24 protein-coding genes, 1 tRNA gene and 7 pseudogenes are annotated in these 24028 nt (G+C 68.1%); 16 read left to right on the forward strand and 16 right to left on the reverse strand.

The window, feature by feature from the left end; genetic code table 11:
* Window positions 1-212: 212 nt before the first annotated feature.
* The 5 genes and pseudogenes from fdhF to K6K41_RS28885 form a co-directional block, all read right to left on the reverse strand.
* A pseudogene (fdhF, locus tag K6K41_RS28865) lies at window positions 213-3048 on the reverse strand (formate dehydrogenase subunit alpha).
* A gap of 11 nt (window positions 3049-3059) precedes the next feature.
* Window positions 3060-4618 (reverse strand): annotated as a pseudogene (locus K6K41_RS28870) (formate dehydrogenase beta subunit).
* Window positions 4615-5121, reverse strand: a complete 507-nt coding sequence (locus tag K6K41_RS28875; protein ID WP_261403374.1) for a formate dehydrogenase subunit gamma — start codon at window positions 5119-5121, stop codon at window positions 4615-4617. The pseudogene K6K41_RS28870 and the gene K6K41_RS28875 overlap by 4 nt, the downstream one beginning before the upstream one ends.
* Window positions 5122-5234: 113 nt before the next feature.
* The gene (locus tag K6K41_RS28880) at window positions 5235-6152 is read right to left on the reverse strand and encodes a LysR family transcriptional regulator (RefSeq protein WP_261403375.1); all 918 of its coding nucleotides are present in this window, start codon (window positions 6150-6152) and stop codon (window positions 5235-5237) included.
* A gap of 174 nt (window positions 6153-6326) precedes the next feature.
* The gene (locus tag K6K41_RS28885) at window positions 6327-7112 is read right to left on the reverse strand and encodes a DUF4394 domain-containing protein (protein WP_261403376.1); all 786 of its coding nucleotides are present in this window, start codon (window positions 7110-7112) and stop codon (window positions 6327-6329) included.
* A gap of 208 nt (window positions 7113-7320) precedes the next feature.
* Between K6K41_RS28885 and K6K41_RS28890 the strand changes: the two genes are divergently transcribed.
* The 5 genes from K6K41_RS28890 to K6K41_RS28910 all read left to right on the forward strand — a co-directional run bounded on the left by K6K41_RS28890 (window position 7321) and on the right by K6K41_RS28910 (window position 10437).
* Window positions 7321-7875 carry a sigma-70 family RNA polymerase sigma factor gene (locus tag K6K41_RS28890; RefSeq protein WP_261403377.1) on the forward strand — a complete coding sequence of 185 codons (555 nt, stop codon included), beginning with the start codon at window positions 7321-7323 and terminating at the stop codon, window positions 7873-7875.
* Window positions 7872-8588, forward strand: a complete 717-nt coding sequence (locus K6K41_RS28895) for an anti-sigma factor (RefSeq protein ID WP_261403378.1) — start codon at window positions 7872-7874, stop codon at window positions 8586-8588. The genes K6K41_RS28890 and K6K41_RS28895 overlap by 4 nt, the downstream gene beginning before the upstream one ends.
* A 236-nt stretch (window positions 8589-8824) precedes the next feature.
* Window positions 8825-9538, forward strand: a complete 714-nt coding sequence (locus K6K41_RS28900) for a glutathione S-transferase N-terminal domain-containing protein (RefSeq protein ID WP_261403379.1) — start codon at window positions 8825-8827, stop codon at window positions 9536-9538.
* A 117-nt stretch (window positions 9539-9655) separates the two neighbouring features.
* Window positions 9656-9943, forward strand: coding sequence for an ElaB/YgaM/YqjD family protein (locus K6K41_RS28905; RefSeq protein WP_261403380.1), 288 nt, complete (start codon window positions 9656-9658; stop codon window positions 9941-9943).
* The gene (locus K6K41_RS28910; RefSeq protein ID WP_261403381.1) at window positions 9943-10437 is read left to right on the forward strand and encodes a phage holin family protein; all 495 of its coding nucleotides are present in this window, start codon (window positions 9943-9945) and stop codon (window positions 10435-10437) included. The genes K6K41_RS28905 and K6K41_RS28910 overlap by 1 nt, the downstream gene beginning before the upstream one ends.
* A gap of 86 nt (window positions 10438-10523) precedes the next feature.
* Here K6K41_RS28910 and K6K41_RS28915 read toward each other — a convergent pair whose 3' ends face one another.
* Together K6K41_RS28915 and K6K41_RS28920 are read right to left on the reverse strand one after the other, a co-directional pair.
* Window positions 10524-10826 carry a hypothetical protein gene (locus K6K41_RS28915; RefSeq protein WP_261403382.1) on the reverse strand — a complete coding sequence of 101 codons (303 nt, stop codon included), beginning with the start codon at window positions 10824-10826 and terminating at the stop codon, window positions 10524-10526.
* Window positions 10823-11446 carry a DUF2147 domain-containing protein gene (locus tag K6K41_RS28920; protein WP_261403383.1) on the reverse strand — a complete coding sequence of 208 codons (624 nt, stop codon included), beginning with the start codon at window positions 11444-11446 and terminating at the stop codon, window positions 10823-10825. Before K6K41_RS28920 ends, K6K41_RS28915 begins: the two co-directional genes overlap by 4 nt.
* 393 nt (window positions 11447-11839) lie before the next feature.
* On the opposite strand from K6K41_RS28920, the gene K6K41_RS28925 reads away from it, so the two are divergent.
* The 4 genes from K6K41_RS28925 to K6K41_RS28940 all read left to right on the forward strand — a co-directional run bounded on the left by K6K41_RS28925 (window position 11840) and on the right by K6K41_RS28940 (window position 13047).
* Window positions 11840-12079: a hypothetical protein gene (locus tag K6K41_RS28925; RefSeq protein WP_261403384.1), complete on the forward strand. Its 240-nt coding sequence runs from the start codon at window positions 11840-11842 to the stop codon at window positions 12077-12079.
* Window positions 12080-12182: 103 nt separating this feature from the next.
* A tRNA-Ser gene (locus tag K6K41_RS28930) sits at window positions 12183-12274 on the forward strand.
* 145 nt (window positions 12275-12419) lie between these two features.
* Window positions 12420-12755 carry a hypothetical protein gene (locus tag K6K41_RS28935; RefSeq protein ID WP_261403385.1) on the forward strand — a complete coding sequence of 112 codons (336 nt, stop codon included), beginning with the start codon at window positions 12420-12422 and terminating at the stop codon, window positions 12753-12755.
* A 154-nt stretch (window positions 12756-12909) separates the two neighbouring features.
* The gene (locus K6K41_RS28940) at window positions 12910-13047 is read left to right on the forward strand and encodes a hypothetical protein (RefSeq protein WP_261403386.1); all 138 of its coding nucleotides are present in this window, start codon (window positions 12910-12912) and stop codon (window positions 13045-13047) included.
* Between the two features lie 400 nt (window positions 13048-13447).
* Here the strand turns inward: K6K41_RS28940 and K6K41_RS28945 are convergent, their stop codons facing one another.
* Window positions 13448-13687: a DUF6894 family protein gene (locus K6K41_RS28945; protein WP_261403387.1), complete on the reverse strand. Its 240-nt coding sequence runs from the start codon at window positions 13685-13687 to the stop codon at window positions 13448-13450.
* A 365-nt stretch (window positions 13688-14052) separates the two neighbouring features.
* Here K6K41_RS28945 and K6K41_RS28950 point away from each other — a divergent pair, with 365 nt between their 5' ends.
* The 7 genes and pseudogenes from K6K41_RS28950 (at window position 14053) to K6K41_RS28980 (ending at window position 19359) form a co-directional block, all read left to right on the forward strand.
* Complete coding sequence (locus K6K41_RS28950) at window positions 14053-14484, forward strand: MarR family winged helix-turn-helix transcriptional regulator (RefSeq protein WP_261403388.1); 432 nt, start codon at window positions 14053-14055, stop codon at window positions 14482-14484.
* A gap of 72 nt (window positions 14485-14556) precedes the next feature.
* Window positions 14557-15060 (forward strand): (2Fe-2S)-binding protein, encoded by a 504-nt coding sequence (locus K6K41_RS28955; protein WP_261403389.1) that lies wholly within the window; start codon window positions 14557-14559, stop codon window positions 15058-15060.
* A pseudogene (locus K6K41_RS28960) lies at window positions 15057-16044 on the forward strand (FAD binding domain-containing protein). The gene K6K41_RS28955 and the pseudogene K6K41_RS28960 overlap by 4 nt, the downstream one beginning before the upstream one ends.
* Window positions 16041-17489 (forward strand): xanthine dehydrogenase family protein molybdopterin-binding subunit, encoded by a 1449-nt coding sequence (locus K6K41_RS28965; protein ID WP_261403390.1) that lies wholly within the window; start codon window positions 16041-16043, stop codon window positions 17487-17489. Before K6K41_RS28960 ends, K6K41_RS28965 begins: the two are co-directional and overlap by 4 nt.
* Entirely contained in the window at window positions 17465-17764 is a 300-nt protein-coding gene (locus K6K41_RS28970; RefSeq protein ID WP_261403391.1) for a molybdopterin cofactor-binding domain-containing protein, read from the forward strand. Before K6K41_RS28965 ends, K6K41_RS28970 begins: the two co-directional genes overlap by 25 nt.
* Entirely contained in the window at window positions 17689-18132 is a 444-nt protein-coding gene (locus tag K6K41_RS28975; RefSeq protein WP_261403392.1) for a molybdopterin cofactor-binding domain-containing protein, read from the forward strand. Before K6K41_RS28970 ends, K6K41_RS28975 begins: the two co-directional genes overlap by 76 nt.
* A gap of 419 nt (window positions 18133-18551) precedes the next feature.
* Window positions 18552-19359: pseudogene (locus K6K41_RS28980) on the forward strand (alpha/beta fold hydrolase).
* Window positions 19360-19403: 44 nt separating this feature from the next.
* On the opposite strand, the pseudogene K6K41_RS30910 reads toward K6K41_RS28980, so the two are convergent.
* The 8 genes and pseudogenes from K6K41_RS30910 to K6K41_RS29025 all read right to left on the reverse strand — a co-directional run bounded on the left by K6K41_RS30910 (window position 19404) and on the right by K6K41_RS29025 (window position 24027).
* Window positions 19404-20214 (reverse strand): annotated as a pseudogene (locus tag K6K41_RS30910) (aldehyde dehydrogenase family protein).
* A gap of 115 nt (window positions 20215-20329) precedes the next feature.
* Window positions 20330-20692 (reverse strand): annotated as a pseudogene (locus K6K41_RS28995) (aldehyde dehydrogenase family protein); the annotation flags it as partial.
* Entirely contained in the window at window positions 20662-20904 is a 243-nt protein-coding gene (locus K6K41_RS29000) for a hypothetical protein (protein ID WP_261403394.1), read from the reverse strand. The gene K6K41_RS29000 and the pseudogene K6K41_RS28995, both read right to left, overlap by 31 nt.
* A gap of 111 nt (window positions 20905-21015) precedes the next feature.
* The gene (locus tag K6K41_RS29005) at window positions 21016-21879 is read right to left on the reverse strand and encodes an LLM class flavin-dependent oxidoreductase (RefSeq protein ID WP_261403395.1); all 864 of its coding nucleotides are present in this window, start codon (window positions 21877-21879) and stop codon (window positions 21016-21018) included.
* Window positions 21880-21967: 88 nt separating this feature from the next.
* Window positions 21968-22180 (reverse strand): annotated as a pseudogene (locus K6K41_RS30915) (LLM class flavin-dependent oxidoreductase); the annotation flags it as partial.
* Between the two features lie 36 nt (window positions 22181-22216).
* Window positions 22217-22378, reverse strand: coding sequence for a hypothetical protein (locus tag K6K41_RS29015; RefSeq protein ID WP_261403397.1), 162 nt, complete (start codon window positions 22376-22378; stop codon window positions 22217-22219).
* On the reverse strand, window positions 22348-22950 hold the full coding sequence (locus K6K41_RS29020) for an alpha/beta fold hydrolase (RefSeq protein WP_261403398.1): 603 nt from the start codon (window positions 22948-22950) through the stop codon (window positions 22348-22350). Before K6K41_RS29020 ends, K6K41_RS29015 begins: the two co-directional genes overlap by 31 nt.
* 285 nt (window positions 22951-23235) lie before the next feature.
* Window positions 23236-24027 (reverse strand): carbohydrate ABC transporter permease, encoded by a 792-nt coding sequence (locus K6K41_RS29025; RefSeq protein ID WP_261403399.1) that lies wholly within the window; start codon window positions 24025-24027, stop codon window positions 23236-23238.
* Window position 24028: the final 1 nt, after the last annotated feature.

Consider the following 24028-nt stretch of genomic DNA (forward strand, 5'->3'; position numbering starts at 1 on the left):
CCAAGATAATGCGCAGGAAGCAAAACCGCTCGTCCCGGACTTGATCCGGGACCCAGACCCGCGACGCGTCACAACTGAAGCGCCGCGCGATCCCGCATCGTTTCAGTTCTGGGTCCCGGATCAAGTCCGGGACAAGGCGAAGTTCTCACGCCTTCTCAGGAATGCGATCCCGGACGGCGCTCTCACGCCGTCCGGGATGACGCTTGTCAGGCTTACTCCGCGGCCTGCGCCGTGATGCGGCGCGAGAGCTGCGAGTGCTCCTCGTATTCCTGCTGCCAGGCCGACGGACCGTTGGACGGCGCCACCTGCACGGCCGTGACCTTGTACTCCGGGCAGTTGGTCGCCCAGTCGGAGAAGTCGGTCGTGATGACGTTGGCCTGCGTCGTCGGGTGGTGGAACGTCGTGTAGACGACGCCCGGAGCCACGCGGTCGGTGATGAGCGCGCGCAGGCTGGTCTCGCCCGCGCGGCTGCGCAGGGTCACCCAGTCGCCTTCACGCACGCCGCGGTCCTGTCGACGGGATGGATCTCGAGGCGATCCTCCTCGTGCCAGCGCGAGTTCTCGGTGCGGCGGGTCTGCGCGCCGACATTGTACTGGCTGAGAATACGGCCCGTGGTGAGCAGCAGCGGGAAGCGCGGGCCGACTTTCTCGTCGGTGCCGACATATTCGGTGATGACGAAGTTGCCCTTGCCGCGCACGAAGCCGCCGATGTGCATCGTGGGCGTGCCTTCCGGCGCCTTCTCGTTGCAGGGCCACTGGATCGAACCCAGTTCCGCCAGCCGGTCGAAGGACACGCCGGCGAAGCTCGGGGTGGAGCCTGCGATCTCGTCCATGATCTGCGAGGGATGCTCGTAGGTCATCTCGTAGCCCATGGCCTTGGCGAGCAGGAGCGTGACCTCCCAGTCGGCGTAGCCGTTCTTGGGCGCCATCACCTTGCGGACGAGCTGGATGCGGCGCTCGGCGTTGGTGAAGGTGCCGTCCTTCTCGAGGAAGGAGCAGCCCGGCAGGAACACATGGGCGTAGTTGGCGGTCTCGTTCAGGAACAGGTCCTGCACGATGACGCATTCCATCGCCTTGAGGCCGCCGATGACGTGCTTGGCGTCAGGGTCGGACTGCGCGATGTCCTCGCCCTGCACGTAGAGGCCCTTGAAGGTGCCGTCCATCGCCGCGTCGAGCATGTTCGGGATGCGCAGGCCGGGCTCGCTGTCGAGCGGGACGCCCCAGAGCTGCTCGAACATCTCGCGGGTGGCGTCGTCGGAGACGTGGCGATAACCCGGGAACTCGTGCGGGAACGAGCCCATGTCGCACGAACCCTGCACGTTGTTCTGCCCGCGCAGCGGGTTCACGCCCACGCCTTCGCGGCCGATGTTGCCGGTCGCCATGGCGAGGTTGGCGATGCCCAGAACCGTGGTCGAGCCCTGGGAATGCTCGGTGACGCCGAGGCCGTAATAGATCGCCGCGTTGCCGCCGGTGGCGTAGAGCCGGGCGGCGTCGCGCACGAGGTTCGCGGGCACGCCGGTGACGAGCTCGGTCGCTTCCGGAGAATTCCGGTCCTGCGCCACGAACTCGGCCCAGGCGTAGAAGGTCTCGAGGTCGCCCTGCTCCTGGACGAACTTCTCGTCGATCAGGCCCTCAGTGACGATGACGTGCGCGAGGGCCGTCACCATCGCGACGTTGGTGCCGGGCTTCAGCGGCAGGTGATAGTCGGCGCGGATGTGCGGGCTCTTCACGAGGTCGATCCGGCGCGGATCGATCACGATGAGCTTGGCGCCCTGGCGCAGACGCTTCTTCATGCGGCTGCCGAACACCGGGTGGCCGTCGGTCGGATTGCAGCCGATCACGAGAATGACGTCGGACTGCTCGACCGAGTCGAAGTCCTGCGTGCCGGCCGAGGTGCCGAACGCGGTCTTCAGGCCATAGCCGGTCGGCGAGTGGCAGACGCGAGCGCAGGTGTCGACGTTGTTGGTGCCGAAGCCGGCGCGGACCAGCTTCTGGACGAGGTAGGTCTCTTCGTTGGTGCAGCGCGACGAGGTGATGCCGCCGATCGAGGAGCGGCCGTATTTCGCCTGAATGCGCTTCATCTCGGAGGCGGAATACTCGATCGCCTCCTCCCAGGAGACCTCACGCCACGGATCGCTGATGTTGGAGCGGATCATCGGCTTGAGGATGCGCTCCTTGTGGGTGGCGTATCCGTAGGCGAAGCGGCCTTTCACGCAGGAATGGCCGTGGTTCGCCTTGCCGTCCTTCCACGGCACCATGCGCACGAGCTCGTCGCCGCGCATCTCGGCCTTGAAGGTGCAGCCCACGCCGCAATAGGCGCAGGTGGTGACGACCGAATGCTCGGGCGTGCCGATCTCGGTGACGGACTTCTCCATCAGCGTCGCGGTCGGGCAGGCCTGCACGCAGGCGCCGCAGGACACGCATTCGGAGGTCAGGAACGGTTCGTCCATGCCCGGCGACACGCGGCTCTCGAAGCCGCGGCCCGAGATCGTCAGCCGAAGGTGCCCTGCACCTCTTCGCAGGCGCGGACGCAGCGCGAGCAGACGATGCACTTGGCCGGATCATAGGTGAAGTAAGGGTTCGACTCGTCCTTCTTGGAGACGATGTGGTTGTCGCCTTCGTAGCCGTAGCGAACTTCGCGCAGGCCCACGACGCCCGCCATGTCCTGCAGCTCGCAGTCGCCGTTGGCCGAGCAGGTCAGGCAGTCGAGCGGGTGGTCGGAGATGTAGAGCTCCATGACGCCCTTGCGCAGCTGCTTCAGCCGCGGGGTCTGGGTCTTGACCACGATGCCGTCGGCGACCGGCGTGGTGCAGGAGGCCGGCGTGCCGTTGCGGCCCTCGATCTCGACGAGGCACAGGCGGCAGGAGCCGTAGGCCTCGACCGAGTCGGTGGCGCAGAGCTTCGGGATCTCGTTGTTGAGCTCCATCGCGGCGCGCATGATCGAGGTGCCTTCCGGCACCGAGACCTTCTGGCCGTCGATGGTCAGCGTGACGCGCTTCTCCGCTTTCGAAGCGGGCGTGCCGTAGTCGATTTCCTGGATGAGAGCCATGTGCTTTCTCCTCACTCCGCCGCGACGGACAGGTGGCCCCGTCCGAAATCTTCGGGGAAGTGTTTGATGGCGCTCAGGACGGGATAGGGAGTGAAGCCGCCCAGAGCGCACAGCGAGCCGAGCTTCATCGTGTGGCAGAGGTCTTCGACGACCTGCAGATTCCGTTCGCGATCCTTGTTCGCGATCACCTTGTCCAACGTCTCCACCCCGCGGGTGGATCCAATTCGGCAGGGCGTGCATTTCCCCGCAGCTTTCGACCGCGCAGAACTCCATGGCGAAGCGCCATGCGGGCCATGTCGACGTCCTCGTCGAAAATCACCACGCCGCCGTGCCCGATGAGCGCGTCGATCTTGGTGAAGGCCTCGTAGTCGAACGGCGTGTCGAACTGGTGCTCGGGCAGATAGGCGCCGAGCGGGCCGCCGACCTGGCAGGCGCGGATCGGCTTGCCCGTGAAGGTGCCGCCCGCGACGTCCTCGACCAACTCCCGCAGCGTCACCCCGAAGGCGATCTCATAGAGGCCGCCGTACTTCACGTTGCCGGCGAGCTGGATCGGCATGGTGCCGCGCGAGCGGCCGAAGCCGACGTCGGCGTAGGCCTTGGCGCCGTTCGCGAGGATGAAGGGCACCGAGCAGAGCGAGATCACGTTGTTGATCACGGTCGGCTTGCCGAACAGGCCCTTGTGGGCCGGCAGCGGCGGCTTGGCGCGCACGAGACCGCGCTTGCCTTCGATGCTCTCGAGCAGCGAGGTTTCTTCCCCGCAGACATAGGCGCCCGCGCCCTCGCGGACCTCCATGTCGAAGTCATAGTCGGAGCCAGCGATCTGCTTCCCGAGATAACCCGCCTTGCGCGCTGCCTTAATTGCGACGTTCATCGCCTTGATGGCGTGAGGATATTCGGATCGGCAGTAGACGTAACCCTTGGTCGCCCCGACCGCGAGGCCCGCGATCGTCATGCCCTCGATGAGCGTGAAGGGGTCGCCCTCCATGATCATCCGGTCGGCGAAGGTGCCGCTGTCGCCCTCGTCGGCGTTGCAGACGATGTATTTCTGGCCCGGGGGGCACTGGGCGACGGTGCGCCACTTGATGCCGGTCGGGAAGCCTGCGCCGCCGCGGCCGCGAAGCCCGGATTCGAACACTTCTTCGACAGTCGCCGGACCGCCGAGCTCGACGGCGCGCTTCAGGCCCTTGTAGCCGTCATGCGCCACGTAATCCTCGAGCGAAGCCGGGTCGACGAGACCGACGCGCGCGAAGGTGAAGCGCTGCTGGCGCGCGAAGAACGGGATCTTTTCGACGTCGCCGAGACGCAGCTCATGCTCGCCGCCCTCGAACAGGCCGGCGTCGATGAGGCCGGCGACGTGCTTGGCCTTGACCGGCCCATAGCCGACGCGCCCCTGCGGCGTCACGGCTTCGACCAACGGCTCCAGCCAGTGCATGCCGCGCGAACCGTTGCGGACGATCTCGACGTCCATTCCCTTCTCGGCGAAGGCTTTTTCGAACGCCTTCGCGACGCGGTCGGCGCCGAGAGCCACCGCCGCGGCGTCGCCGGGAACGTAAAGCTTGAACGCGCTCATGCCCGGCACTCCGCGGCGATCTCTTCGATCTCCTCGTCGTCGAGCCGGCCGATCAGCCGACCGTCGACCATGGCGGAGGGCGCGCAGGAGCAAAGGCCGAGGCAGTAGATCGGCTCGAGCGTCACCTGGCCGTCGGGACGGGTCTCGCCAAAGGCGCAGTCGAGCGCCTTCGAGACCTTCTCGGAGGTGACGTGGCCGCCCGCCGCCTGACAGGCTTCCGCCACGCAGACCTTCACGACGTGCTTGCCCGCCGGCTCGTGCCGGAAGTCGTGGTAGAACGTCATCGTGCCATGGACTTCCGCGCGCGACAGGTTCAGCGCGTCGGCGATCAGCGGAACGGCGTCCTGCGGCACGTAGCCGAAGGCCTCCTGCATCGCGTGCAGGATGGGCAGCGTGGCGCCTTCCATCGCGAGATGGTCGGAAATGATTTCAGTGCCGCGGTTGGGCGTCCATGCCTCGTACCGCCCTCTTGCACCGCCGCTTACGGCGTAGCCGGTGCTCATGGCTAGCATTCCTCCGGGATATCGCAGTCTTATAGTTTTTCTTATCCCAGAGAGTGAGCCGACCTTATCTCCAAATCAATGGCGCATCGCCGTGGCGCAATAGAACAATTCTATCAATGGCCGCCGGACGCCGAACTCTGTGTCTCCAGCCGCGCGGCCAGCGATTTCGCTTCCGAAACCAATGCCTTGGTGGCCGGAGTCATGGGATCCCGATGGGGCACCACGAGGCCGACCGTATGCACCACTTCCGGCTCGACGATCGGAATCGATCGGACGTTGGCGGGCAACCCCATCGTCTCGGCGAATGTCTGGGGCAGCACGCTCGCCCAGGCGCCGGTGCGCACATGGGCGAACAGAGCGACGGTCGAGTTCGATTCGAGCGTCGGCGACGGCGCTGACCCTGCCTCGCGCAGCAGGCCCTCGACGATGCGGCGGTTCTGCATGTCGGGGGTCAGAAGGCAGAGCGGCACCCGGCCGACGTCGCGCCAAGTCACGGTCTCGCGGAAGCCGAGTTCGCCGTCCGCCGAGGTGAGCAGACGATAGCCCTCGCGCCAGATCGGGACCGCGGAGACGCGGCCCAAAGGCTCGTTGTCGAGATAGGTGACGCCGGCGTCGATCTCGAGATTGTCGAGCGCGATGCCGATGCCGAGCGAGGTCGAGGACAGCACCGTGAAGCGGACGTCCGGATGGCGGGCGCGGAACGGCGTCGTCAATTGCGCGACCAGCGGCAGCGCGGTCGGGATGCAGGCGATCCGCAAGTGCCCGACGACGCCGCGCTTCAGCGCGTCGATGTCCTGGCGCATGGCGCGGGCGTCGCCGACGATGCGCCGCGCCCATTCGAGCGTGCGCTCGCCCTCGGGCGTAAAACCGTGAAACCGCGAGCCGCGCTCGACGAGCCGCACGCCCAGCATGTCCTCGAGTTGCTTCACGCCTGCGGAGAGGGTCGGCTGGGTGACGCCGCAATCCTCGGCCGCCCGCCCGAAATGGCGCTCCTTGGCGAGCGCGAGAAGGAAATCGAGCTTGTCGAGCATGATTCATCCGCCGGCTTGCGCCGCATCATAGAAAATTGGCCACCGCTCAATAGCCTAGCTTAATCGACTTGGGGAACCCTTTCAGGAGTTTGTTGGGGATCGCGCCCGCATGGCGAGGCGGACGGCCCTGGCCAGGGCCGTCCGCAAGTCGTCGTTGACGTCGGGCGGAAGTCGTTACGAGGCGGGCTTCCAAGCGATGTCGGTCGCCTCGGCCGCGCCCTCGATCGCGCCGGCCTTCTTGGTCGCGCCACTGGTGAGGTCGACGGAGTAGAGCTCGCCGCCGGTCAGCAGCCAGCCGGCGTTCTTGCCGTCGGCGCCGGACGAGATCTCGAAGGCGGCCGGACCAGAGATCTTCACGCCGATCTTGCCGATCGCGTTCAGCACGCCGTCGTTCGGCGGAGCCTGCTTCACGAGCGCCGGGATGGTGGCGTCGATGTTGAAGAGCTCCGTCTTCTCCGCCTTCTTGCCCACGACCGAGTTGGTGTAGGCGCCCGCCACCACGTTCGGCTTCTCGCCCTTGTGCATGTCGGTCTCGGCGAACTTGTGGGAGCCGTCGACCGTCGCCTTGCCGTCGTCGACGTTGACGCGGAGGCTCACGCCGCCGTCGGTCATGATGCGCAGGCGGTCGGCCATCGGGTTGAAGTCCACGGTCACCTTGGCGCCGGCGGGGATCTTCTCCGACAGCGTGCTCTTCTTGGTGGCGGCTCCGGACGTGGCGTCGATCGTGACGATGTCGCCGCCGGCGGTGACGCCGTAGAGCATGCCGTCGGCGGGACGCACGTCGATGCCGACGACGTCGGACGCGCCGGTGATGTCGGCCTTCGAGACGACCTTGAGGCTGTCCGGATCGACGACCGCAAGGGACTTGCCGCCGACGAGCGCGATGATCTGGGCCGAGGCCGGGGCCGCGAAGCCCAGGGTGGCGGCGGCGAGCAAGAGCGCGCGAAGCGATGAGGTCATGACGATCTCCTTGTGTGAACGGCGCGCCGATTCCCCGACGCTGACGCCGCTACACGGGAGCGACTGCGGATGGATGCAGTCTGTTTGATCCCATTTTGTTGATCGGCGATGCTCGCGCGCTCGTGCATCCGGAAGCCGGCTCGCCGGGTAAGGTGCCCACGACCGCACGTCGATACCGGTTCGTGCATGCGTCCATAGCGTGAGAGCGATGAGTCCTCCCCTGTCCGCATCCGAAGACCTGAACGCCGCCGCGCTCGCCGCCTGCGCGCAGGGAGATCGGTCCGCGCTGCGCGCCATCTACGATCGCGAAAGCCCGAAGCTGCTGGCCGTGGCGCTTCGGATCGTGCGCCGCCGCGACCTCGCCGAAGAGGTGCTGCAGGACGCCTTCGTCCAGATCTGGCGCAAGGCCGGCAGCTTCGATCCGGCGCTTGGAGCCGGCCGCGCGTGGATTTTCGCGATCGTGCGCAACCGCGCCCTCAACCAACTGCGCGACGATCGCCACGTGCCGGTCGAGGACGAGGCGCTGGAAGCCGCCGCCGCGCGCGACGGAGAAATCGACGACGCCTATGAGCGCCTCGCCGAGGCGAGCGCGCTGCGCCGCTGCCTCGGCCGACTTGAGCCCCAGCGCCGCCGCGCGGTGCTGCTCGCCTATGTGCAGGGACTGACCCATGGCGAGATCGCCGGGCGGCTCGGGACCCCGCTCGGCACGGTGAAGGCCTGGATCCGCCGCTCGCTGCTCTCGCTTCGGGAGTGCATGTCGTGAGCCCGGACGAGATCCGCGCCCTCGCTGGCGAATATGCGCTCGGCCTGATGGATCCGGTCGCGGCTCTCGACGTCGAGCGGCGCGCGGCGCGCGACCCGGTTCTCGCCGCAGCCGTCGCGGACTGGCGCGGCCGGCTCATCGAGCTCGACGACGCCGCCTCTCCTCAAGCGCCGTCCGACGGTCTGTGGGCGCGCATCGAGGCGGGCATCGAGACGCCCTCGCCCACCCCGGCGGCGGCTCTCGAGCGGAAGCCCTCGCTGTTCTCGCGCCTCTGGAGCGACGTCACAGCTCTGCGCGGAGCGGCGCTCGCAGGCGCGGCCGCAAGCGTCGCGCTAGCGATCCTCGCGGGCGCCGCCTATCGAGAGGCCCAGCGGACGCCGCAGGTCATCGCCGTTCTGCTCACCTCCGACAACCGTCCCGGCGCGATCGTCGAGGTGTTCGCCGACGGCTCGTCCTATGTCGCGCCGCTCTCCGACGTCAGCGTGCCGTCCGACCGCATCATGCAGGTCTGGACCCTGCCCGACCGCGAAACCGGCCCGGTGTCGCTCGGCCTCCTCGCAGACGATGGCTCGGCGCGTCTTCAGCCGGTGTCGCTGCCTGCGCCGAAGCCGCAGCAGCTCTACGAGATCACGCTGGAACCCTCCGGCGGCTCGCCGACCGGCAAGCCCACCGGCCCGATCCTGTTCAAGGGATTTGCGGAACGGCCGAGGTGATCGGAGAGGCGCTCGATCCTCGCCGTCATGCCCGGCGAAGCCGGGTATCCACGACTTCGACGTAGAGCTTTACGATCCCAGTAAGTGGTGGATGCCCGCGCTGCCGCGCGGGCACGACGGAGATGTCCACGCCAGACCCACTGCGGCGTCATTCGTTGCGGCGTGTTGGCCGACCGCCTTGTCTCCGCGCCTTCGCTGTCTAGCTTCGGAGCCAACGAAGCGAGGAGCGTCGCGTCATGGCGGAAGCCGCCCAAAACCCCATCGACCTCTATTACTGGCCGACACCGAACGGCTGGAAGATCACGATCGCGCTCGAGGAGCTCGGCCTGCCCTACCGGATCGTTCCCGTGAACATCGGCAAGGGGGACCAGTTCCAGCCCGACTTCCTGAAGATCTCGCCCAACAACAAGATGCCGGCGATCGTCGATCCCGACGGGCCGGGCGGCGAGCCCATCTCGATCTTCGAATCCGGCGCGATCCTGCAATATCTCGGCCGCAAGACCGGCAAGCTCTATCCCGCCGACGAGCGAGGCCGCACGGAAGTCGACGAGTGGCTGTTCTGGCAGATGGGCGGCTTCGGGCCGATGCTCGGCCAGGTGCATCATTTCCGGAACTACGCGCCCGAAAAGATCCCTTACGCGATCGACCGCTACGTGAACGAGGCGAACCGCCTCTACGGCGTTCTGAACGACCGGCTCGAGGGGCGCGAGTACATCTGCGGCGACTATTCCATCGCCGACATCGCCTGCGTCGGCTGGGCCAAGCTCTGGGACAAGCAGGGCCAGGCGATCGAGGACATGCCGAACGTGAAGCGCTGGCTCGACGCGATGCTCGCCCGGCCCGCGGTCGCGCGCGGCCTGAAAGTGGAGGTGGATCAGCCGAAGGCCGATCTCGCCAGCGACAAGGCCGCCCAGGCGGTGCTGTTCGGCCAGCGCGCCCGCCGCGCCTGACGACGTTCGCCCCGGAACGTCCGCGATCCGGCGGGCGTTCCGGCTCATGAAGGACGGGGGTTTCCCGTCCTCGCCGAATCCTCGCGCGGTCCGCGCGGTCCACCACAGGAGACTTTCATGGCCGACACGATCCCCGGCGACGACGCGCCCTCGACGCTCGACGCCGACATCGCCACGCTGAAGGACGACGTCGCGCGGCTCACCGACACGCTTCAGACGCTGCTCGCCGACAGCACGGCCGCCGCCCGCAACGCGGCCCGCGAGGGCGTCGACACCGCGAAAGAGACGGTGTCGAACGCCGCCGAGGACCTCAGCGAGACCATCGTCGAGAACCCGCTGACCTCGGTGCTGATCGCGCTCGGCGTCGGCTACGTGGTCGGCGCGCTCGGCCGGAGCCGCCGCTGATGCTCCGCCTGCTGATGCAGGCGGGCCTGGGTTTCGCGACCTTCGACATCGGCCGCCGCATCGGCCGCATGAAGCGTCTCGCGGTCGCCTTCGCGATCGCGGGGCTCATCGGCCTGCTCGGCCTCGGCGCGCTGACGGCGGCGGGGATCATCTATCTCGAGCCTCGCCTCGGCGCCGCGGGCGCGGCGGCGGCGGTGGGCGCGGGCCTGCTGGTCGTTGCCGGACTGATCGCGCTGATCGGCAGCTGGAACCCGAGGCCCAAACGGCCGGCGCCGATCTTCGACCGCGTCCGCGCCGAAGTGGGGGCGGCCGGCGCGGCGTTTAGCGAGGCGCGCGCCGCGCGGCCCCGCCGCGCCGCGGCCATGAGAATGACAGCCGACGACGTGGCGGTCGACGACGCGCCTCCGCCACCGCCCGGCTCCAAGCGCAAGCGGGCGCTCAACATGGTGCTGATCGCGACCATCGCCGGCGTCGTCCTCGGACGCCGGCTCTGATCGATCGGTCCACAAGCTCAGCGCCAAACAAAAAGGCCCGCCGGTCTCCCGCGCGGGCCTTTCGTTTGTCTGACGGCCTCTGACCGTTACTGGTTCTGCGTGCCCGTCGCCTTCTTCGGGCTCGAAGCCTCCGGCGCGCCGCTCGAGCTCGCGGACGAGGCGTCAGGCCGCGACATGCCGCTGCCGGACGTGCTGCCCTGCGTCGGCGCGGCCTTCATGCTGGACGCCGCAGGCGCGCCGCCGGTCGTGCCGGTGGTCGCGTCGGGCCGCGCTTCGCCGCTGCCCGAGGTCGCGCCGCCGCGATTGGTGTTGGTGTCGTAGCCCGACTGGGCGTTCGCGAGCGGCGCGAAGGTGACGGCCGCGAGCGCGCCCGAGAGAGCGATGGTCATGATCTTGCGCATTGTCGTCCTTTCCTGACGCCCGCCGTGAAGACTTGAGCCCGGACGGCGAAGCGGGCTGGCCTCGACTGAAGCCATTCGGACACACAACGCCGCGGCGCCGCGCAAGCTCCCGAACGTTCTGCGAAAAAATATAATGTGAGGCCGGAACGAACTCTCCGCTTGCGCAGGAACAAACGAAGACGTCTCCAAGCGAAATCAGTCCGCTTCCAGACCTGCGTCTTGCACACAAGGCCGCCGAGCGCGCAGCCTTTGACGGTGAGCTGCGCGCCCTCTTCCGTCATGTAAGCCTTGTATGTGCGGCCGTCTTCCGGGTTGTAGATCTGTCCCTGCCATCCGTCGCCGCTCGGCTTCATGCCGCTCAGCACCGAGACGCCGACGATCGGGCGGGTCTGCTTGGCTGCGTCCGGATTGTTCCTGTCGACCTTGGGCTGGCCCTTCTCGTCGTTGGGCTCCTTCAGCGAGATGACGGTGGCGCAGAGGCCGGACCCGCAATCGGAGACCCGGACCTTGGCCTTCGGCGTCGTATAGACCCCGGCGGGATCGGCGGACGCCGTTCCGACTCCGAGCGCGAGACAGAGCGCTGGCGCGATCGCGGCTGCGCGGATCATGGCGGATCTCCCTTCATGCGCCGGCTCTTGCGGCCGGCTGTCGGCCCCGAAGAGCCGTCGAAGAGGATCATGCTCCCGCTCCGGCCCGCAGGAAAGTCGCCGAAAGACGTCCCGCCTTCGCCGCACGTGGTTGACCGATGGTCAACGCGCCGACGCCGCCCTGTCGCGCCGTTCATCCAGGAGTCGTTGGCGCTCTCGGATTCCGACGGTAAACGGAGACCTAAATTTAGATCGCATTTTCATTTGATTCAATTTGCATTTATCTCGACTTTTAAGCGGATGGTAGCGCGCTCGACTGATTATCGTCTTCAGAACGCCGGCGCTGAACAAAGCCGACGCAAGACGAATTCAGGCAGGATCAAGCATGGCTCGTTTCGACATGTCTTCCGCTGAGTGCGGCGCGCTGGGCGCGGTCGCTTCCGGCGCGGTCTACCTCCAGCTCGGCCTCATGTACTCGATCGGGCGCAGCGTCCGGTCGACCGCGTCACGGCCCACAAGTGGTTCAACCTCGCGGCCCGCGAGGGCGTCGCGGACGCCGCCCGCATGCGCCGCGAGCTCTCGCTCGAGATGACCTCGGACGAGATCGCCGACGCCCAGCGCGCCGCCCGCCAGCACCTCGCGACGGCGCACTGACGGCACCTCGGGCGGAAGGCGCAGAAAACCTGCGGACGCTCAGCGCTTTCGCAGCGCCCGCTTGTTGACCGCCCGCGGCCTCGCGTGTACCCTCTCGACCTCCGGAGACGTGGCCGAGAGGCTGAAGGCACTCGTTTGCTAAATGAGCAGACCTGGAAACGGGTCTCGAGGGTTCGAATCCCTCCGTCTCCGCCATTTTCCTTTTCAACGCATTGATTTCCTACGCGTTCCCGGAAGCCCGGGGTCAGGCGGTCGCCCGCCGACGCGTTTGCGATCCGCGGCGTCCGGCGAGAGGCCACTTGCCGGGTCGGCGAGCCGGTCTAAGTCCTTTGCCATGCGCTTGGCTCTCGCACTTCTCGCCGTCTTCGTCGTTTGCGCCGTCCCCGCTCAGGCCGCGGAGGGCGATAAACGCACGTTCGACGCCGTCCAGCCGCCCGAGGGCGACGCCAACACCCCGCCCAGGGACGCCGACCGACAACAGTCCGGCGGCGCGCAGACGGCTCCGATGCCGAAGGACGCCATGCCCGTCGCGCCGCAGGTCTCGGACCCGAGAGAAGCCGGCGGAAACCAGGGGGTCAAACAGGCCCCCTCCCAACAGGCCGCGCCCGAGGGCGGCGGCGCGCAGCCCCAGAACGCAGCGCCGAACGCCGGCCCGCCCGCGCCCGCCGGTCCGTAAAGGCACGCTTTCCCGATTCTGCCGCCGAGCGCTTCGTCCGCCCTCGCAGTGGCAGGGCGCGCGCTCCATCGCCGCGGCCGACGGTTATCGAAACGGTAAGCCCCGTCCCCCACATTGTTGAAAAGTGTTCGGGGTCTGGCGGCGGAGCAGCGTTATGCGTACCGAAATCGACCTTCACGTGATGCAGGACATTGGCGCGATCATCCGCGCTGGGGCGCCGGCGATCGAACCTCTCAGCGCCGAACTCAAGGCCCTGCTCGAGGCGCTCCGGCGCGTGACGCCGCAGGGCTGACGCGCAGCATTTTCCGGAGCAAGGCGGCCTTCGCGACGCTCAACCCGGCGGAGGCTGAGGAGAGACCGAACAGGAGCGCGAAGCCGAGGCTTTCAGCTTTTTTGAGGTGTAGCGAGCACAGCCCGTCTTCGACGGCTTTGTGAGAGCACTGAAATTTGCGAGGGGCCCAAACCTCCTCGCCGTGTCTGGGGTCGGAAACAAGCACGCGGCGCGTGACGACCGCGATACAACGCTCTGGCACAGCCACCTCCCGGCACTGCATAGCGGCGCACAGCTGCCCAAAGACTGTGCAAGGAAGTAGTATACAGCCTCTGTGATCTGGCGTCCCAATATGAGACGTTCGATTTGATTGAGCGCAATCTATGTTCGCTCAGGCGCATCGTCGGCAGGCCGAGCGGCCTTATCTGATCCCGGGCGCATCGACGACGTCAAAGCTTACGCTGACCAGGGTGACGCCGGACGGATCCGTGACGTCCATCCGCCATCTGTCGCCGAGACTGTTGATTCGTCCGGCGTCATGAAGCAATGCGCCGGCGTATCGGATCGCCTCCACTCTGGCGGATGCGAGATCGGGAAATTCGAGGTCGCCGTTATCTGAGATCTCGGCGCCGTCCAGAATCCTGAAGCGGTAAAGCGGCATGAGCATCCCCCCTCAGCTCGAGCGGGAGCGCGGCTTATGTCCTCAACGCGCCGACGCTCTGGGCATGGCCATTGTGGGCCGTCTACGTCTGCGCACGCTGAGTTGGATTGTTCCAGTTACAAATAAGCGCGACCAAGGCGGCGCGCTTGAGAGCTGAGTTGGTTTCTGAGGCGTCGGCGCAAAAACGCACAAACCTGGCGGCGAAAATCCGTTCCTCCCTCGGGCTCATATTGCGTCCGAGGCTTCGGATGGGCCGTCTACCTCCTGAAAGCGCGGAATTCTTCGGGCCGGAACCGACGCAAAGCCATCGGCCGGGACGACTTTTGGCGCTGGCCGTCGATCGAGGCGGGCGCTATGCGAAAGCCATGACCGCGCCGACAGACGATCAGCTCGCAGCCCTCGGCTCCGCATTCGACGTGTTCGCGCGTCGATACAAGCTGTCGGCCGCCGCCGGCGCCGAGACCCCGCTCAACGAAGTCGACACGCAGATCCTGCTTTACGTCGGCGGCCATCGCGACTGCGGGCCGACCGACGTCGCGCGCTTCTTCGGACTGCCGGCCACGACGATCTCCTCGGCGACCGACCGGCTCGCCAAGCGCGGGCTGCTCGAGCGCAGCCGGACCGAGGGAGACCGCCGCGCCGTCGCGCTCGGGCTGTCGGAGGACGGCGCGGCGCGCGCCGCCTCGATCCGCAAGAGCTACGAGGACATGTGCCGGATGATGCTGGAGCGCCTGACGCCGGAGGAACGCGACGCGTTCATCGCGATGATCACGAAAATCGTTCTTCACGAAGATTGAATTGTACGAATTTCGCAGTACCTTTGGCTTCGGCGCTCGATGGAGCGTCGCCGCGTCAGCCGGAGGAACCGCATGGCGATCGAGATCAATGGCCGGCCGGTGGAGGCGCCGCGGGATCCGCGGGTCTCGCTGCTGGACCTGCTCCGCGAAAGCGAGGGCCTGACCGGGACCAAGGTGGGCTGCAACCAGGGCGCCTGCGGGGCCTGCACGGTCCAGCTCGACGGCGAGCGGGTGCTGTCCTGCCTCACTCTCGCAGTCCAGGCCGACGGGCGCTCGGTGACGACGATCGAGGGTCTCGGCGAGAACGGCGTCCATCCGCTCCAGGCCGCCTTCATTGACCATGACGGCTTCCAGTGCGGCTACTGCACGCCGGGCCAGATCTGCGCGGCCGACGCGATGCTGCGCGAGATCGAGGCCGGCGCGCCGAGCTATGTGACGGCCGATCTTTCAGCCGGGCGAACGGCGCTCACCCGCGACGAGGTCCGCGAGCGGATGAGCGGCAACCTCTGCCGCTGCGGCGCGCACAACGGCATCGTGGACGCGATCCTCGACGTCGCCGCGAGGCGCGCGGCATGACCCCGTTCGACTACAGCCGCGCGGCCTCGGCGGCCGACGCCCTCCGCCTCGCCGGACAGAGCGGCGCGATGCTGCTCGGAGGCGGGACGAACCTCGTCGACCTCATGCGAAAGGGCGTCGAACGCCCGACGCGTCTCGTCGACGTGACGGGCCTGTCGCGCGAGATCGCCGAGACGCCGGAGGGCGGCGTGACGATCGGCGCAGCCGCCCGCAACAGCGCGGTCGCGGCCCATCCGCTGATCCGCGCCCATTATCCGATGCTGTCGCGGGCGATCCTGGCCGGGGCCTCGGCGCAGATCCGCAACATGGCGACGGTGGGCGGCAACCTGATGCAGCGCACCCGCTGCGCCTATTTCGCAGACGCGGCCGGCAGCCGGTGCAACAAGCGCGAGCCCGGCTCGGGCTGCGACGCGCTGGGCGGCTTCACGCGCTATCACGCGATCCTCGGCGCCTCGGAGGCCTGCGTCGCCACCCACCCGTCCGACATGTGCGTGGCGCTCGCGGCGCTCGACGCGCAGGTGAAGGTCCTCGGAGCAGAGGGTGAGCGCACCGTTCCGATCGTCGAGTTTTACCGCGCGCCGGACGACAGGCCCGACATCGAGACCGTGCTGACGCCCGGCGAGACGATCGTCGCGCTCGAGTTGCCGCCGTCGTCGGTCGCAGCCCGTTTCGCCTATCGCAAGGTGCGCGACCGGGCGAGCTACGCCTTCGCGCTGGTCTCGGTCGCCGCCGGCGTCGAGCTGCGGAACGGCAGGATCGAGGCTGTCCGCATCGCGCTCGGCGGCGTCGCCCCGCGGCCCTGGCGGGCGTTCAAGGCGGAGGCCGCGCTGCGTGGCGAGGCGCCGACCGCAGAAGCCTTCGCGGCCGCGGCCGAAGCCGAGCTCGCAGGCGCTGCGCCCCTCCCCGGCAAACGCGTTTAAGGTCGGACTCGCGAGACGCACGCTCGCCGCGGTCCTGTCCGAGATCTCGGGAGACGATCGATGAGCCGGATCCAGAACGCCGTCGGCTCGGTGCGGACCGCCATCGGCTGGACGCCGGAAAGCTGGCTGCCCGGCGGCACGCCCGATCCGCTCATCGGCCGCAACGCGGCGGTCGGCCGGCAGGCGTCCCGCATCGACGGGCCCTCGAAGGTCGCAGGCAAGGCTCGCTTCGCCGCGGAAGTCGCGATGGAGGGGCTGACCTACGCCGCGCTCGTCCACAGCACGGCGACGCGCGGGCGGATCGCGCGGCTCGACACGGCGGCGGCCGAAGCCGCGCCGGGCGTCGTGCTCGTCATGACCCACCGCACCATGCCGCGCCTCGCGCCGCTGCCGCCCATCAGCGTCACGGACCTCGGCGCGGTCGGCAACAGCCATCTTCCGGTGATGCAGGACGACCGCGTCCGCTACAACGGCCAAGTGGTGGCGGCGGTGCTGGCCGAGACGCAGGAGCAGGCCGACCACGCCGCCTCGCTGATCGAGATCGACTACGCCGTTGAAGAGGCCCGGACCTCGTTCGAGGACGCCAAGCGCCACGCCCGGACGCCGGCCTCGATCCTGGTCGAGAAGAACCATCTGAAGATCGGCGACGCCGGGCGCGAACTTGACCGCGCGTCCCACCGCGTCGACGCCGTCTACCGGACGCCGCCGCAGAACCACAATCCGATCGAGCTCCACGCCGTCACGCTCGCCTGGCGGGGCGACGAGCTGATCATCCACGACGCCAGCCAGATGATCGCGGCGAGCGCCGGCGCCTTCGCCAAGCTCTTCGGGCTGAAGAAGGGCAAGGTCCGCGTGCTCTCGCCCTTCGTCGGCGGCGGCTTCGGGGCCAAGGGCGTCTGGGACCACCAGATCGTCGCGATCGCGGCCGCCAGGCTCGCCGGCCGGCCGGTCCGTCTCCAGCTGACCCGAGAGGGGGTCTACCGCATCGTCGGCGGACGCTCTCCGTCGGAGCAGCGCGTCGCGATCGGCGCGGACGCGGACGGCGCGTTCACGGCGCTCATTCACACCGGCCATTCGGTGATGCCGACCTATGGCGTCTGCCCGGAGCCCTACACCAACGGCGCGCGGGCGCTCTATCGGGCGAAGAGCTTCGAGATCGTCCAGCGGATGCTCGACCTCGACGTGGTGCCCAACACCTTCATGCGCGCGCCCGGCGAGGCGATCGGCAGCTTCGCGCTCGAAAGCGCGATCGACGAGCTCGCCTGCGCCATGGGCGTCGACCCGATCGAGCTACGGCTCAAGAACCTGCCCGAGAAGCACCCGACGACCGGACAGGCGTTCTCGCAGCACGCGCTGCGGCAGGCCTATGAGGACGGCGCGGCGCGCTTCGGCTGGGAACGGCGCACAGCGACGCCCGGCGCCCGGCGCGAAGGCGAATGGCTCGTCGGCATGGGCTGCGCCACGGGGAGTTTCCCTACGCGAGGATGCCCGGCGCGACGATCCGCCTGACGCTCAAGCGCGACGGCTCGGCCGCCCTCGCCTGCTCCGCGCAGGAGATGGGGATGGGCACCGCCACGGTTCAGGCCCAGCACGCCGCCGATCGGCTTGGCCTTCCCGTCGAGGCCGTGACCTTCGAGCTCGGCGACAGCGCCCTGCCCGCATCGCCCTTCGCGGGCGGCTCGTCGCAGACCGCTCGATCGCCGGCTCGGTGGCGGCGGCCGCCGAAAAGCTCGCGTCCGAACTGCTGCGGCTTGCAGGCAACGACACCCCGCTCGCAGGGTTGAGGGCGGGCGAGATCCGGCTCGTCGAGGGAGGCGTCGCGTCGATCAGCGAACCGGCGCGGCGCGAGACCTACGCCTCGATCCTCTCCCGCGCGGGCCGCGACGAGATCACGGTGACGGCCGCCGGCAGCGCGCCGCTCGAGCTCTTCAAATACGCCATGCACAGCACCTCGGCGATCTTCTGCGAGGTCCGCGTGAGCGCGGTGACGGGCGAGACGCGGGTCGACCGCATGCTCGGCTCCTTCGACTGCGGCGTGATCCTCAACCCGAAGACCGCCGCGAGCCAGTTCCGAGGCGGCATGATCATGGGGCTTGGCCTCGCGCGCTCACCGAGGAGACGCTGTTCGACGAGCGCACGGGGCGGATCATGAACCCCTCGCTCGCCGACTATCACGTGCCGGTCCATCTCGACGTGCCGGAGATCGACGTGATGGACCGGCGTCCCGGACCCGCGCACGCCGCTCGGGGCGCGAGGGATCGGCGAGATCGGCATCGTGGGCGTCGGCGCGGCGGTCGCCAACGCCGTGTTCAACGCCACCGGCAAGCGGATCCGCGATCTGCCGATCACGCTCGACAAGCTGGCGTAAGGCGCGTCGGCCGGCGGGCTCTCCGAGCCCGTTCGGTCGGCGCGGCCTCGGATGGCGCTGACTTGCCGCCCTGTCTCCGGAGCATGCCGGCCATGCGCGCGTAACGAACGCGGCCCTCGCGACGAACCCCCAGCATCACCGGGCTTCGTAGGCGTCTCTCAGGCCCTGTCGTTCCTCACTCCTGACATCGAAGGGAGACGAGCATGTCCATCGACGACGCACATCATGACATCCCGACGCCGGCGCTGAGCCGCCGGACCGTGGCGACAGCTCTGGCCGGGCTCGGAGTTCTGGCGGCGCTCGGCGTCAAGGGCGCGGCGGCCGAGACCCCGCAGGTCCGCAACATCGTGCTCGTGCACGGCCTCTTCGCCGACGGCTCCTGCTGGAGCGAAGTGATCCCGCCGCTGCAGGCGAAAGGCTTCAACGTCACGTCCGTGCAGAACCCGCTGACGAGCCTGCCCGAGGCGGTCGCCTCGGTGCGCAAGGCGCTCGACCGTCAGGACGGGCCGACCGTTCTCGTCGGGCATTCGTTCGGCGGCATGATCATCTCGGACGCCGGCGCGCATGAGAAGGTCGCCTCGCTCGTCTATGTGGCGGCCCGCGCGCCGGACGCCGGCGAGGACTATGCGGCGCTCGCCAAGACCTATCCCACGCCGCCCGCCTCCGCCGGCGTCGTCTTCGACGGCGACGAGGGCCGGCTGACCGAAGAGGCATTCCTGCGCGATTTCGCGGGCGACCTGCCGGCCGCCCAAGCGAAGGCGCTCTACGCGGTGCAGCAGCCGTTCGACAAGGCCCTGCTTGCGGGCAAGACCGCCAACGCCGCGTGGCGCTCGAAGCCGTCCTTCTATGCGGTGTCGAGCGAGGACCACACCATCAATCCCGACCTCGAGCGCTTCATGGCCAAGCGCATGGGCGCCAAGACCATCGAGGTGAAGGCGAGCCACGTCTCGATGATCTCGCAGCCGGACGCGATCAACGCCCCTGATCCTCGAGGCCGCCGGCGCCCGCTGACAGCGCCGGAGGCTGGAGGCTCCCGCCCCGCGCAAACGGCCGCGTCAGCGGCGCGAGCGCGGGGCGGAGGGCTTTAGAACGGGAACTGGGCGCTTGCCCATCTGCAGCGTCACCCACTTCACCTCGGTGAGCTCTTCGAGCGAATAGCGCCCGCCCTCGCGGCCGAAGCCCGAATTCTTCACGCCGCCGAACGGCACGTGCGGCTCGTCCGAGATGGTGGTGTCGTTGACATGCACCATGCCGGATTCGAGCCGCAGCGAAAGGTCGAGCGCCTTCTGCATGTCGTTGGTGATGAGCGCCGCCGAGAGCCCGTATTCGGTGTCGTTCGCCACCTTGAGCGCCTCTTCGGCGTCCTCGACCTTGATGAGCGAGACGACGGGTCCGAAGCTTTCCTCGTGATAGATGCGCATCTCGGGCGTGACGCCGGTCAGCACGGTCGGCTGGAAGAAGTGGCCCTCATAGGTCCCGCCCGCCACCACCTTGGCGCCCTTCGCGGTCGCGTCCTGGAGCTGGCCCTCGATGAAGCCGCACTGGCGCGCGCGGATGAGCGGCCCGATGACGGTCTCGGGATCCTTCGGGTCCCGACCTTGACGCCCGCGGTCTTGATTTTGAACTTTCGACGAAGGCGTCGAACAGCGGAGCCTCGACGATGACCTTCGAGCTCGCCATGCAGACCTGTCCCTGGTGCAGGTACACGCCGAAGGCCGCGGCGTCGACCGCGTAGTCGAGATCGGCGTCCGCGAGCACGATCAGCGGGCTTTTCCCGCCCATCTCCAGCGTGAACTTCTTGAGGTGCTTCGCGGCCTCGACCGCGAGATGGCGCCCGGTCTTGGTCGAGCCCGTGAAGGTGATCATCTTGACGCGCGGATCGGCGATCAGCTGGTCGCCGACCTCCGAAGGCACGCCCGGCGACGTTGAGCAGGCCCTTCGGCAGCCCCGCCTCGTCGAACAGGTCCGCGATGATCGCGCCCGAAAGAGGGGTCTCCTCGGACGGCTTCAGGATGAAGGCGTTTCCGACCGCGAGCGCGTAGGCGATCTTCTTCATCGAGAGCAGGAAGGGCGAGTTGAACGGCGCAATGCCGGCGATGACGCCGAGCGGCTTCCTCACCGACATCGAGATCTGACCGGGCATGGTCATGGGCATGGTCTCGCCCATCACATGGCGGGCGTCGCCGGCGGCCACGCGGAGGGCGTCGACCACATAGTCGATCTCCCAGAGGGCCTTGGAGAACACCGAACCGCATTCCTCGATCAGGAGGTCACGGATCTCAGGCGTGCGGCGCACGATGACGTCGGCGGTCTTCAGCAGGATCGTCTCGCGCTCGGCCACCATCGCGGCGGCCCAGGCCTTCTGGGCGTGTCGGCGGCCGCGATCGCGCGGTCGACTTCCGCCGCGCCCGCAAGCTGGGTGCGGACGAACACCTTCCCGGTCGCCGGGTTGATGTCGTCATGCAGCATGTTGCGCGACGAGTTCGTCCACTCCCCGTCGATGAAGAGCTTGTAGTGGGGGACGCCGTCGACGACGTCGAAAGCTGCGGGGTTCATGTCGTCTTCCTTGTCGCTCGGCGGATCGCGCGGCGTCCTGAACAGTCACATGCAGGGGGCGGGCCACGCCCCTGCCGGGGCCTGCGCTGTGAGCGCAGGCCCTGGTCATCGTCAGCCTGCAACCGCCTGCTCGGGCGGCAGCCAGGCGTTGATCGCGGCGGCGTGCTTCTTGAAATCCTCGGCGTGGCGCGCCTGGGAGATGGCCTCGGCCTGCAGAAGACGCGGCAGCGACGGCTGGAAATGCGGGATCACGTGGCGCGCGAACAGCTCGTAATGGCGCTGCGTCGCTTCCCAGTTCGCCCAGTCATGCGCGAGCATGAGGATGCATCCGAAGTCGCCGGCGCGCGCGGCGAGCCGCTTCAGGAAGTCGACCGCGTCGTCGGGCGTGCCGATGACGCCGATGCCGGTCTCGTTCATCCCCGCGATGCGCTCCTCGAACGTGTCGCCGATCGCCACGATCGAAGGCATCGCGATGGTCCGCTGCGTGTAATCGCAGAAGGCGTCGAAGCCGTAGCGCATGTCCTTGATGGCCTGTTCGCGCGTCTCGGCCACATGGACGTTGACGACGAGGCGCCAGCGCGAGCGGTCGGGCTTGTGGCCGGCCTTCAGCGCTTCTTCCTCGTAGACGTCCCAGTGGAGCGGCGGCGCGGGCATGCCTTCCTTCGGCGAGACGACGCCGGTCGACAGCAGGCCGAGGCCGTGGCGCCCGGCGATGCGCGGTCCGGCTTCGGAACGGGTCGCCGCGACGCAGACGTCCATCACCGGATCGGTGAAGGGCGCGACCTGGCAGAACGCCTCGACCAGCTTGTAGCGGCTGGTCTCGACGGTGACCGGGTCGCGCGTCGTCAGGAGCTTCATCAGCACGCCGATGTCGTGGTCGAGCGCCGGGCGCAGCTCGCGCGGATCGAGGCCGAACATGGCCGCGTCGCTCGGCAGGCCGCCGGGGCCGAAGCCCGCCATGAAGCGGCCGCGCATGAGATGGTCGCACAGGATCATCCCGGTCGGCGGTCAGCAGCGGGTTCTGGTAGGGCAGCGGCACGATGCCGGTGCCGAGCCGGATGTGCCGGGTCTGCGCCGCCACATAAGCGAGGAAGATCATCGGATCGGCGACGATCTCGCTGCCGGCCGAATGGTGCTCGCCGACCCAGGCCTCGTCATAGGCGAGCCGGTCGATCAGCTGGATCGTCTCGAGATTACGCTGGAGCGAGACCGTCACGTTCTGGGTGGGAGGCGAATTCCACGGCGGCATGAAGATGCCGAATCGGACCTTGTTCATTTCAACGCCTTCCAGGAATGAGTGGTCTCGGGAGGATCAGGCGGCCAGCTTTTCCGTCGCCGCCGCGACCGCCGTCAGGGCGGCGGCGAGCTCGGCGGGCGCGGACAGGAAAGGCGAGTGGTCGCCGTCGATGTCGAGGGTCGCCTCGCAGGGCGTGTTCGCGAGCATCACGTCCTGGTAGGCGAGCGACACCGCCATGTCGCGCAGGCCCCGGACGTAGAACCTCCGCACGCGGCCGAAGCGCTCCGGGTCAGCCGCAGCGGGTCGCCATAGACCTTGGTGCGCTGCTCGCCGAGGCGGGCGGAGGCCCATTCAGCGGCTTCAGTTGTGCAGGACCCGTAGAAGACTTCCGGGGCTTTCGCGGCCGGAAAGCGCGCGGTCGAACCGTCCTCGGAGACCTGCATGTTCTTCAGCACGAGGTCGTCGACGTCGAGATGGGCGTTGTCGCCAAGAAAGCTCGCGAGGCTTTCGCCGTCGCGCAACAGCAGCCCGTTGACATAGACGGCGGCGAGCAGCCGATCGGGGCGAAGCTCGCTCACCTGCGCAGAAACGATTCCGCCCATGCTATGGCCGACGAGGATCACGGGTTCGGCGAGGCTGTCGATCGCTTCGACGACATGGGCGGCGTAGCCCGCGAGGTCCGCTTCCTCGGGAGCCGTGGGGAGCGCCACGGTCGTCACCTGATGGCCTACGGCTTCGAGCAGCTGCGCGAAGCGCTCCCAGCACCAGGGGCCGTGGAACGAGCCGTGGACGAGGACGAAGCGCGCCATCTAGGGCCTGCACTCATGATGGAGGCCGACCCGACGCGTGTCGTTTTGGTATGGCAGGAGCCGGGCCGCAGCAAACCGCCCGGTTTGCAAGGTCTGGCGACGCACCAGACGGCCAAAACGGCCGCGCCCCTCCGGGGTGAGGCGAAAACGACCGACGGCTGCGTCGTCGCATTTGCGCGATGCACAGGCATCGCGCTGCAAGCGCCTCCTGGCCTCGAGCGTTTTGGCCTCATCGGGACGACCTCCATCATGAGTGCAGGCCCTTAGCCCTTCACGCGCCGAGGGTCAGGCCGCGCACGATGTGCCGCTGGAGCAGCAGCACGACGGTGAGCACGGGGATGAGCGCCACGATGCCCACCACCGCGACCTCGCCCCAGCGCACGCCCGCGCCGTGATGAGCTTCGGGATCGCGACGGGCAGCGTCTGGATGCGGTCGCCGCCGAGCATGAAGGCGAACAGGAACTCGTTCCACGCGAAGATGAAGCAGAGCACCGAGGTCGCCACGATCCCGCTGCGCAGGAGCGGCAGCGTCACGCGCCAGAAGATCTGGAGCCGCGACCAGCCTTCGAGAGCGGCGGCCTCCTCGAGCTCCACCGGCAGGTCGCGGCAGAAGCTTCGCAGCACCCAGACGTAGAACGAGAGGTTGAAGGTGAGATAGGCGATCGTCAGTCCCGTGAAGGTGTCCAGAAGCCCGACCTTGGCGAAGATCAGGTAGAACGGGATCACGAGACAGACGGGCGGGCCCATCCGGGTTGCGAGGATGAACAGGAACAGGTCGTCCTTGGCCCTCATCTCGAAGCGCGCGAAGGCGTAGGCCGCGGGCGTGCCGATCAGCACCACGAGCGCCGTCGAGATCGAGCACAGCACGAAGGACGTCAGCAGGTTCCAGGCGAAGCCTTCGGCGACGACGTAGTTGAAGTTCGCGAGCGTCGGCGTGAACAGGAACTCGGTCGGCCGCGCGAACATGACGTCGGCGGGCTTGACCATCATGGAGCCCATCCACAGGACGGGGAACAGGATCAGGAGCGCGTAGATCGCCGCGACGGCCGTCCAGATGAGGCTGGATTTCTTCGCCATC

This window comes from Chenggangzhangella methanolivorans (genome assembly GCF_019797865.1).
Taxonomy (GTDB): Bacteria; Pseudomonadota; Alphaproteobacteria; order Rhizobiales; family Methylopilaceae; genus Methylopila; species Methylopila methanolivorans.

Coding starts and splice junctions, on each gene's coding strand:
- K6K41_RS28885 (WP_261403376.1), bottom strand. CDS start 7,112: ATGACCTCATCGCTTCGCGCGCTCTTGCTCGCCGCCGCCACCCTGGGC.
- K6K41_RS28920 (WP_261403383.1), bottom strand. CDS start 11,446: ATGATCCGCGCAGCCGCGATCGCGCCAGCGCTCTGTCTCGCGCTCGGA.
- K6K41_RS28900 (WP_261403379.1), top strand. CDS start 8,825: ATGGCGGAAGCCGCCCAAAACCCCATCGACCTCTATTACTGGCCGACA.
- K6K41_RS28965 (WP_261403390.1), top strand. CDS start 16,041: ATGAGCCGGATCCAGAACGCCGTCGGCTCGGTGCGGACCGCCATCGGC.
- K6K41_RS29025 (WP_261403399.1), bottom strand. CDS start 24,027: ATGGCGAAGAAATCCAGCCTCATCTGGACGGCCGTCGCGGCGATCTAC.
- K6K41_RS28940 (WP_261403386.1), top strand. CDS start 12,910: ATGCGTACCGAAATCGACCTTCACGTGATGCAGGACATTGGCGCGATC.
- K6K41_RS28880 (WP_261403375.1), bottom strand. CDS start 6,152: ATGCTCGACAAGCTCGATTTCCTTCTCGCGCTCGCCAAGGAGCGCCAT.
- K6K41_RS28910 (WP_261403381.1), top strand. CDS start 9,943: ATGCTCCGCCTGCTGATGCAGGCGGGCCTGGGTTTCGCGACCTTCGAC.
- K6K41_RS28955 (WP_261403389.1), top strand. CDS start 14,557: ATGGCGATCGAGATCAATGGCCGGCCGGTGGAGGCGCCGCGGGATCCG.
- K6K41_RS29005 (WP_261403395.1), bottom strand. CDS start 21,879: ATGCGCGGCCGCTTCATGGCGGGCTTCGGCCCCGGCGGCCTGCCGAGC.
- K6K41_RS29000 (WP_261403394.1), bottom strand. CDS start 20,904: ATGAACCCCGCAGCTTTCGACGTCGTCGACGGCGTCCCCCACTACAAG.
- K6K41_RS28915 (WP_261403382.1), bottom strand. CDS start 10,826: ATGACCATCGCTCTCTCGGGCGCGCTCGCGGCCGTCACCTTCGCGCCG.
- K6K41_RS28950 (WP_261403388.1), top strand. CDS start 14,053: ATGACCGCGCCGACAGACGATCAGCTCGCAGCCCTCGGCTCCGCATTC.
- K6K41_RS29020 (WP_261403398.1), bottom strand. CDS start 22,950: ATGGCGCGCTTCGTCCTCGTCCACGGCTCGTTCCACGGCCCCTGGTGC.
- K6K41_RS29015 (WP_261403397.1), bottom strand. CDS start 22,378: ATGGCGGTGTCGCTCGCCTACCAGGACGTGATGCTCGCGAACACGCCC.
- K6K41_RS28945 (WP_261403387.1), bottom strand. CDS start 13,687: ATGCCGCTTTACCGCTTCAGGATTCTGGACGGCGCCGAGATCTCAGAT.
- K6K41_RS28905 (WP_261403380.1), top strand. CDS start 9,656: ATGGCCGACACGATCCCCGGCGACGACGCGCCCTCGACGCTCGACGCC.
- K6K41_RS28890 (WP_261403377.1), top strand. CDS start 7,321: ATGAGTCCTCCCCTGTCCGCATCCGAAGACCTGAACGCCGCCGCGCTC.
- K6K41_RS28970 (WP_261403391.1), top strand. CDS start 17,465: ATGCCCGGCGCGACGATCCGCCTGACGCTCAAGCGCGACGGCTCGGCC.
- K6K41_RS28875 (WP_261403374.1), bottom strand. CDS start 5,121: ATGAGCACCGGCTACGCCGTAAGCGGCGGTGCAAGAGGGCGGTACGAG.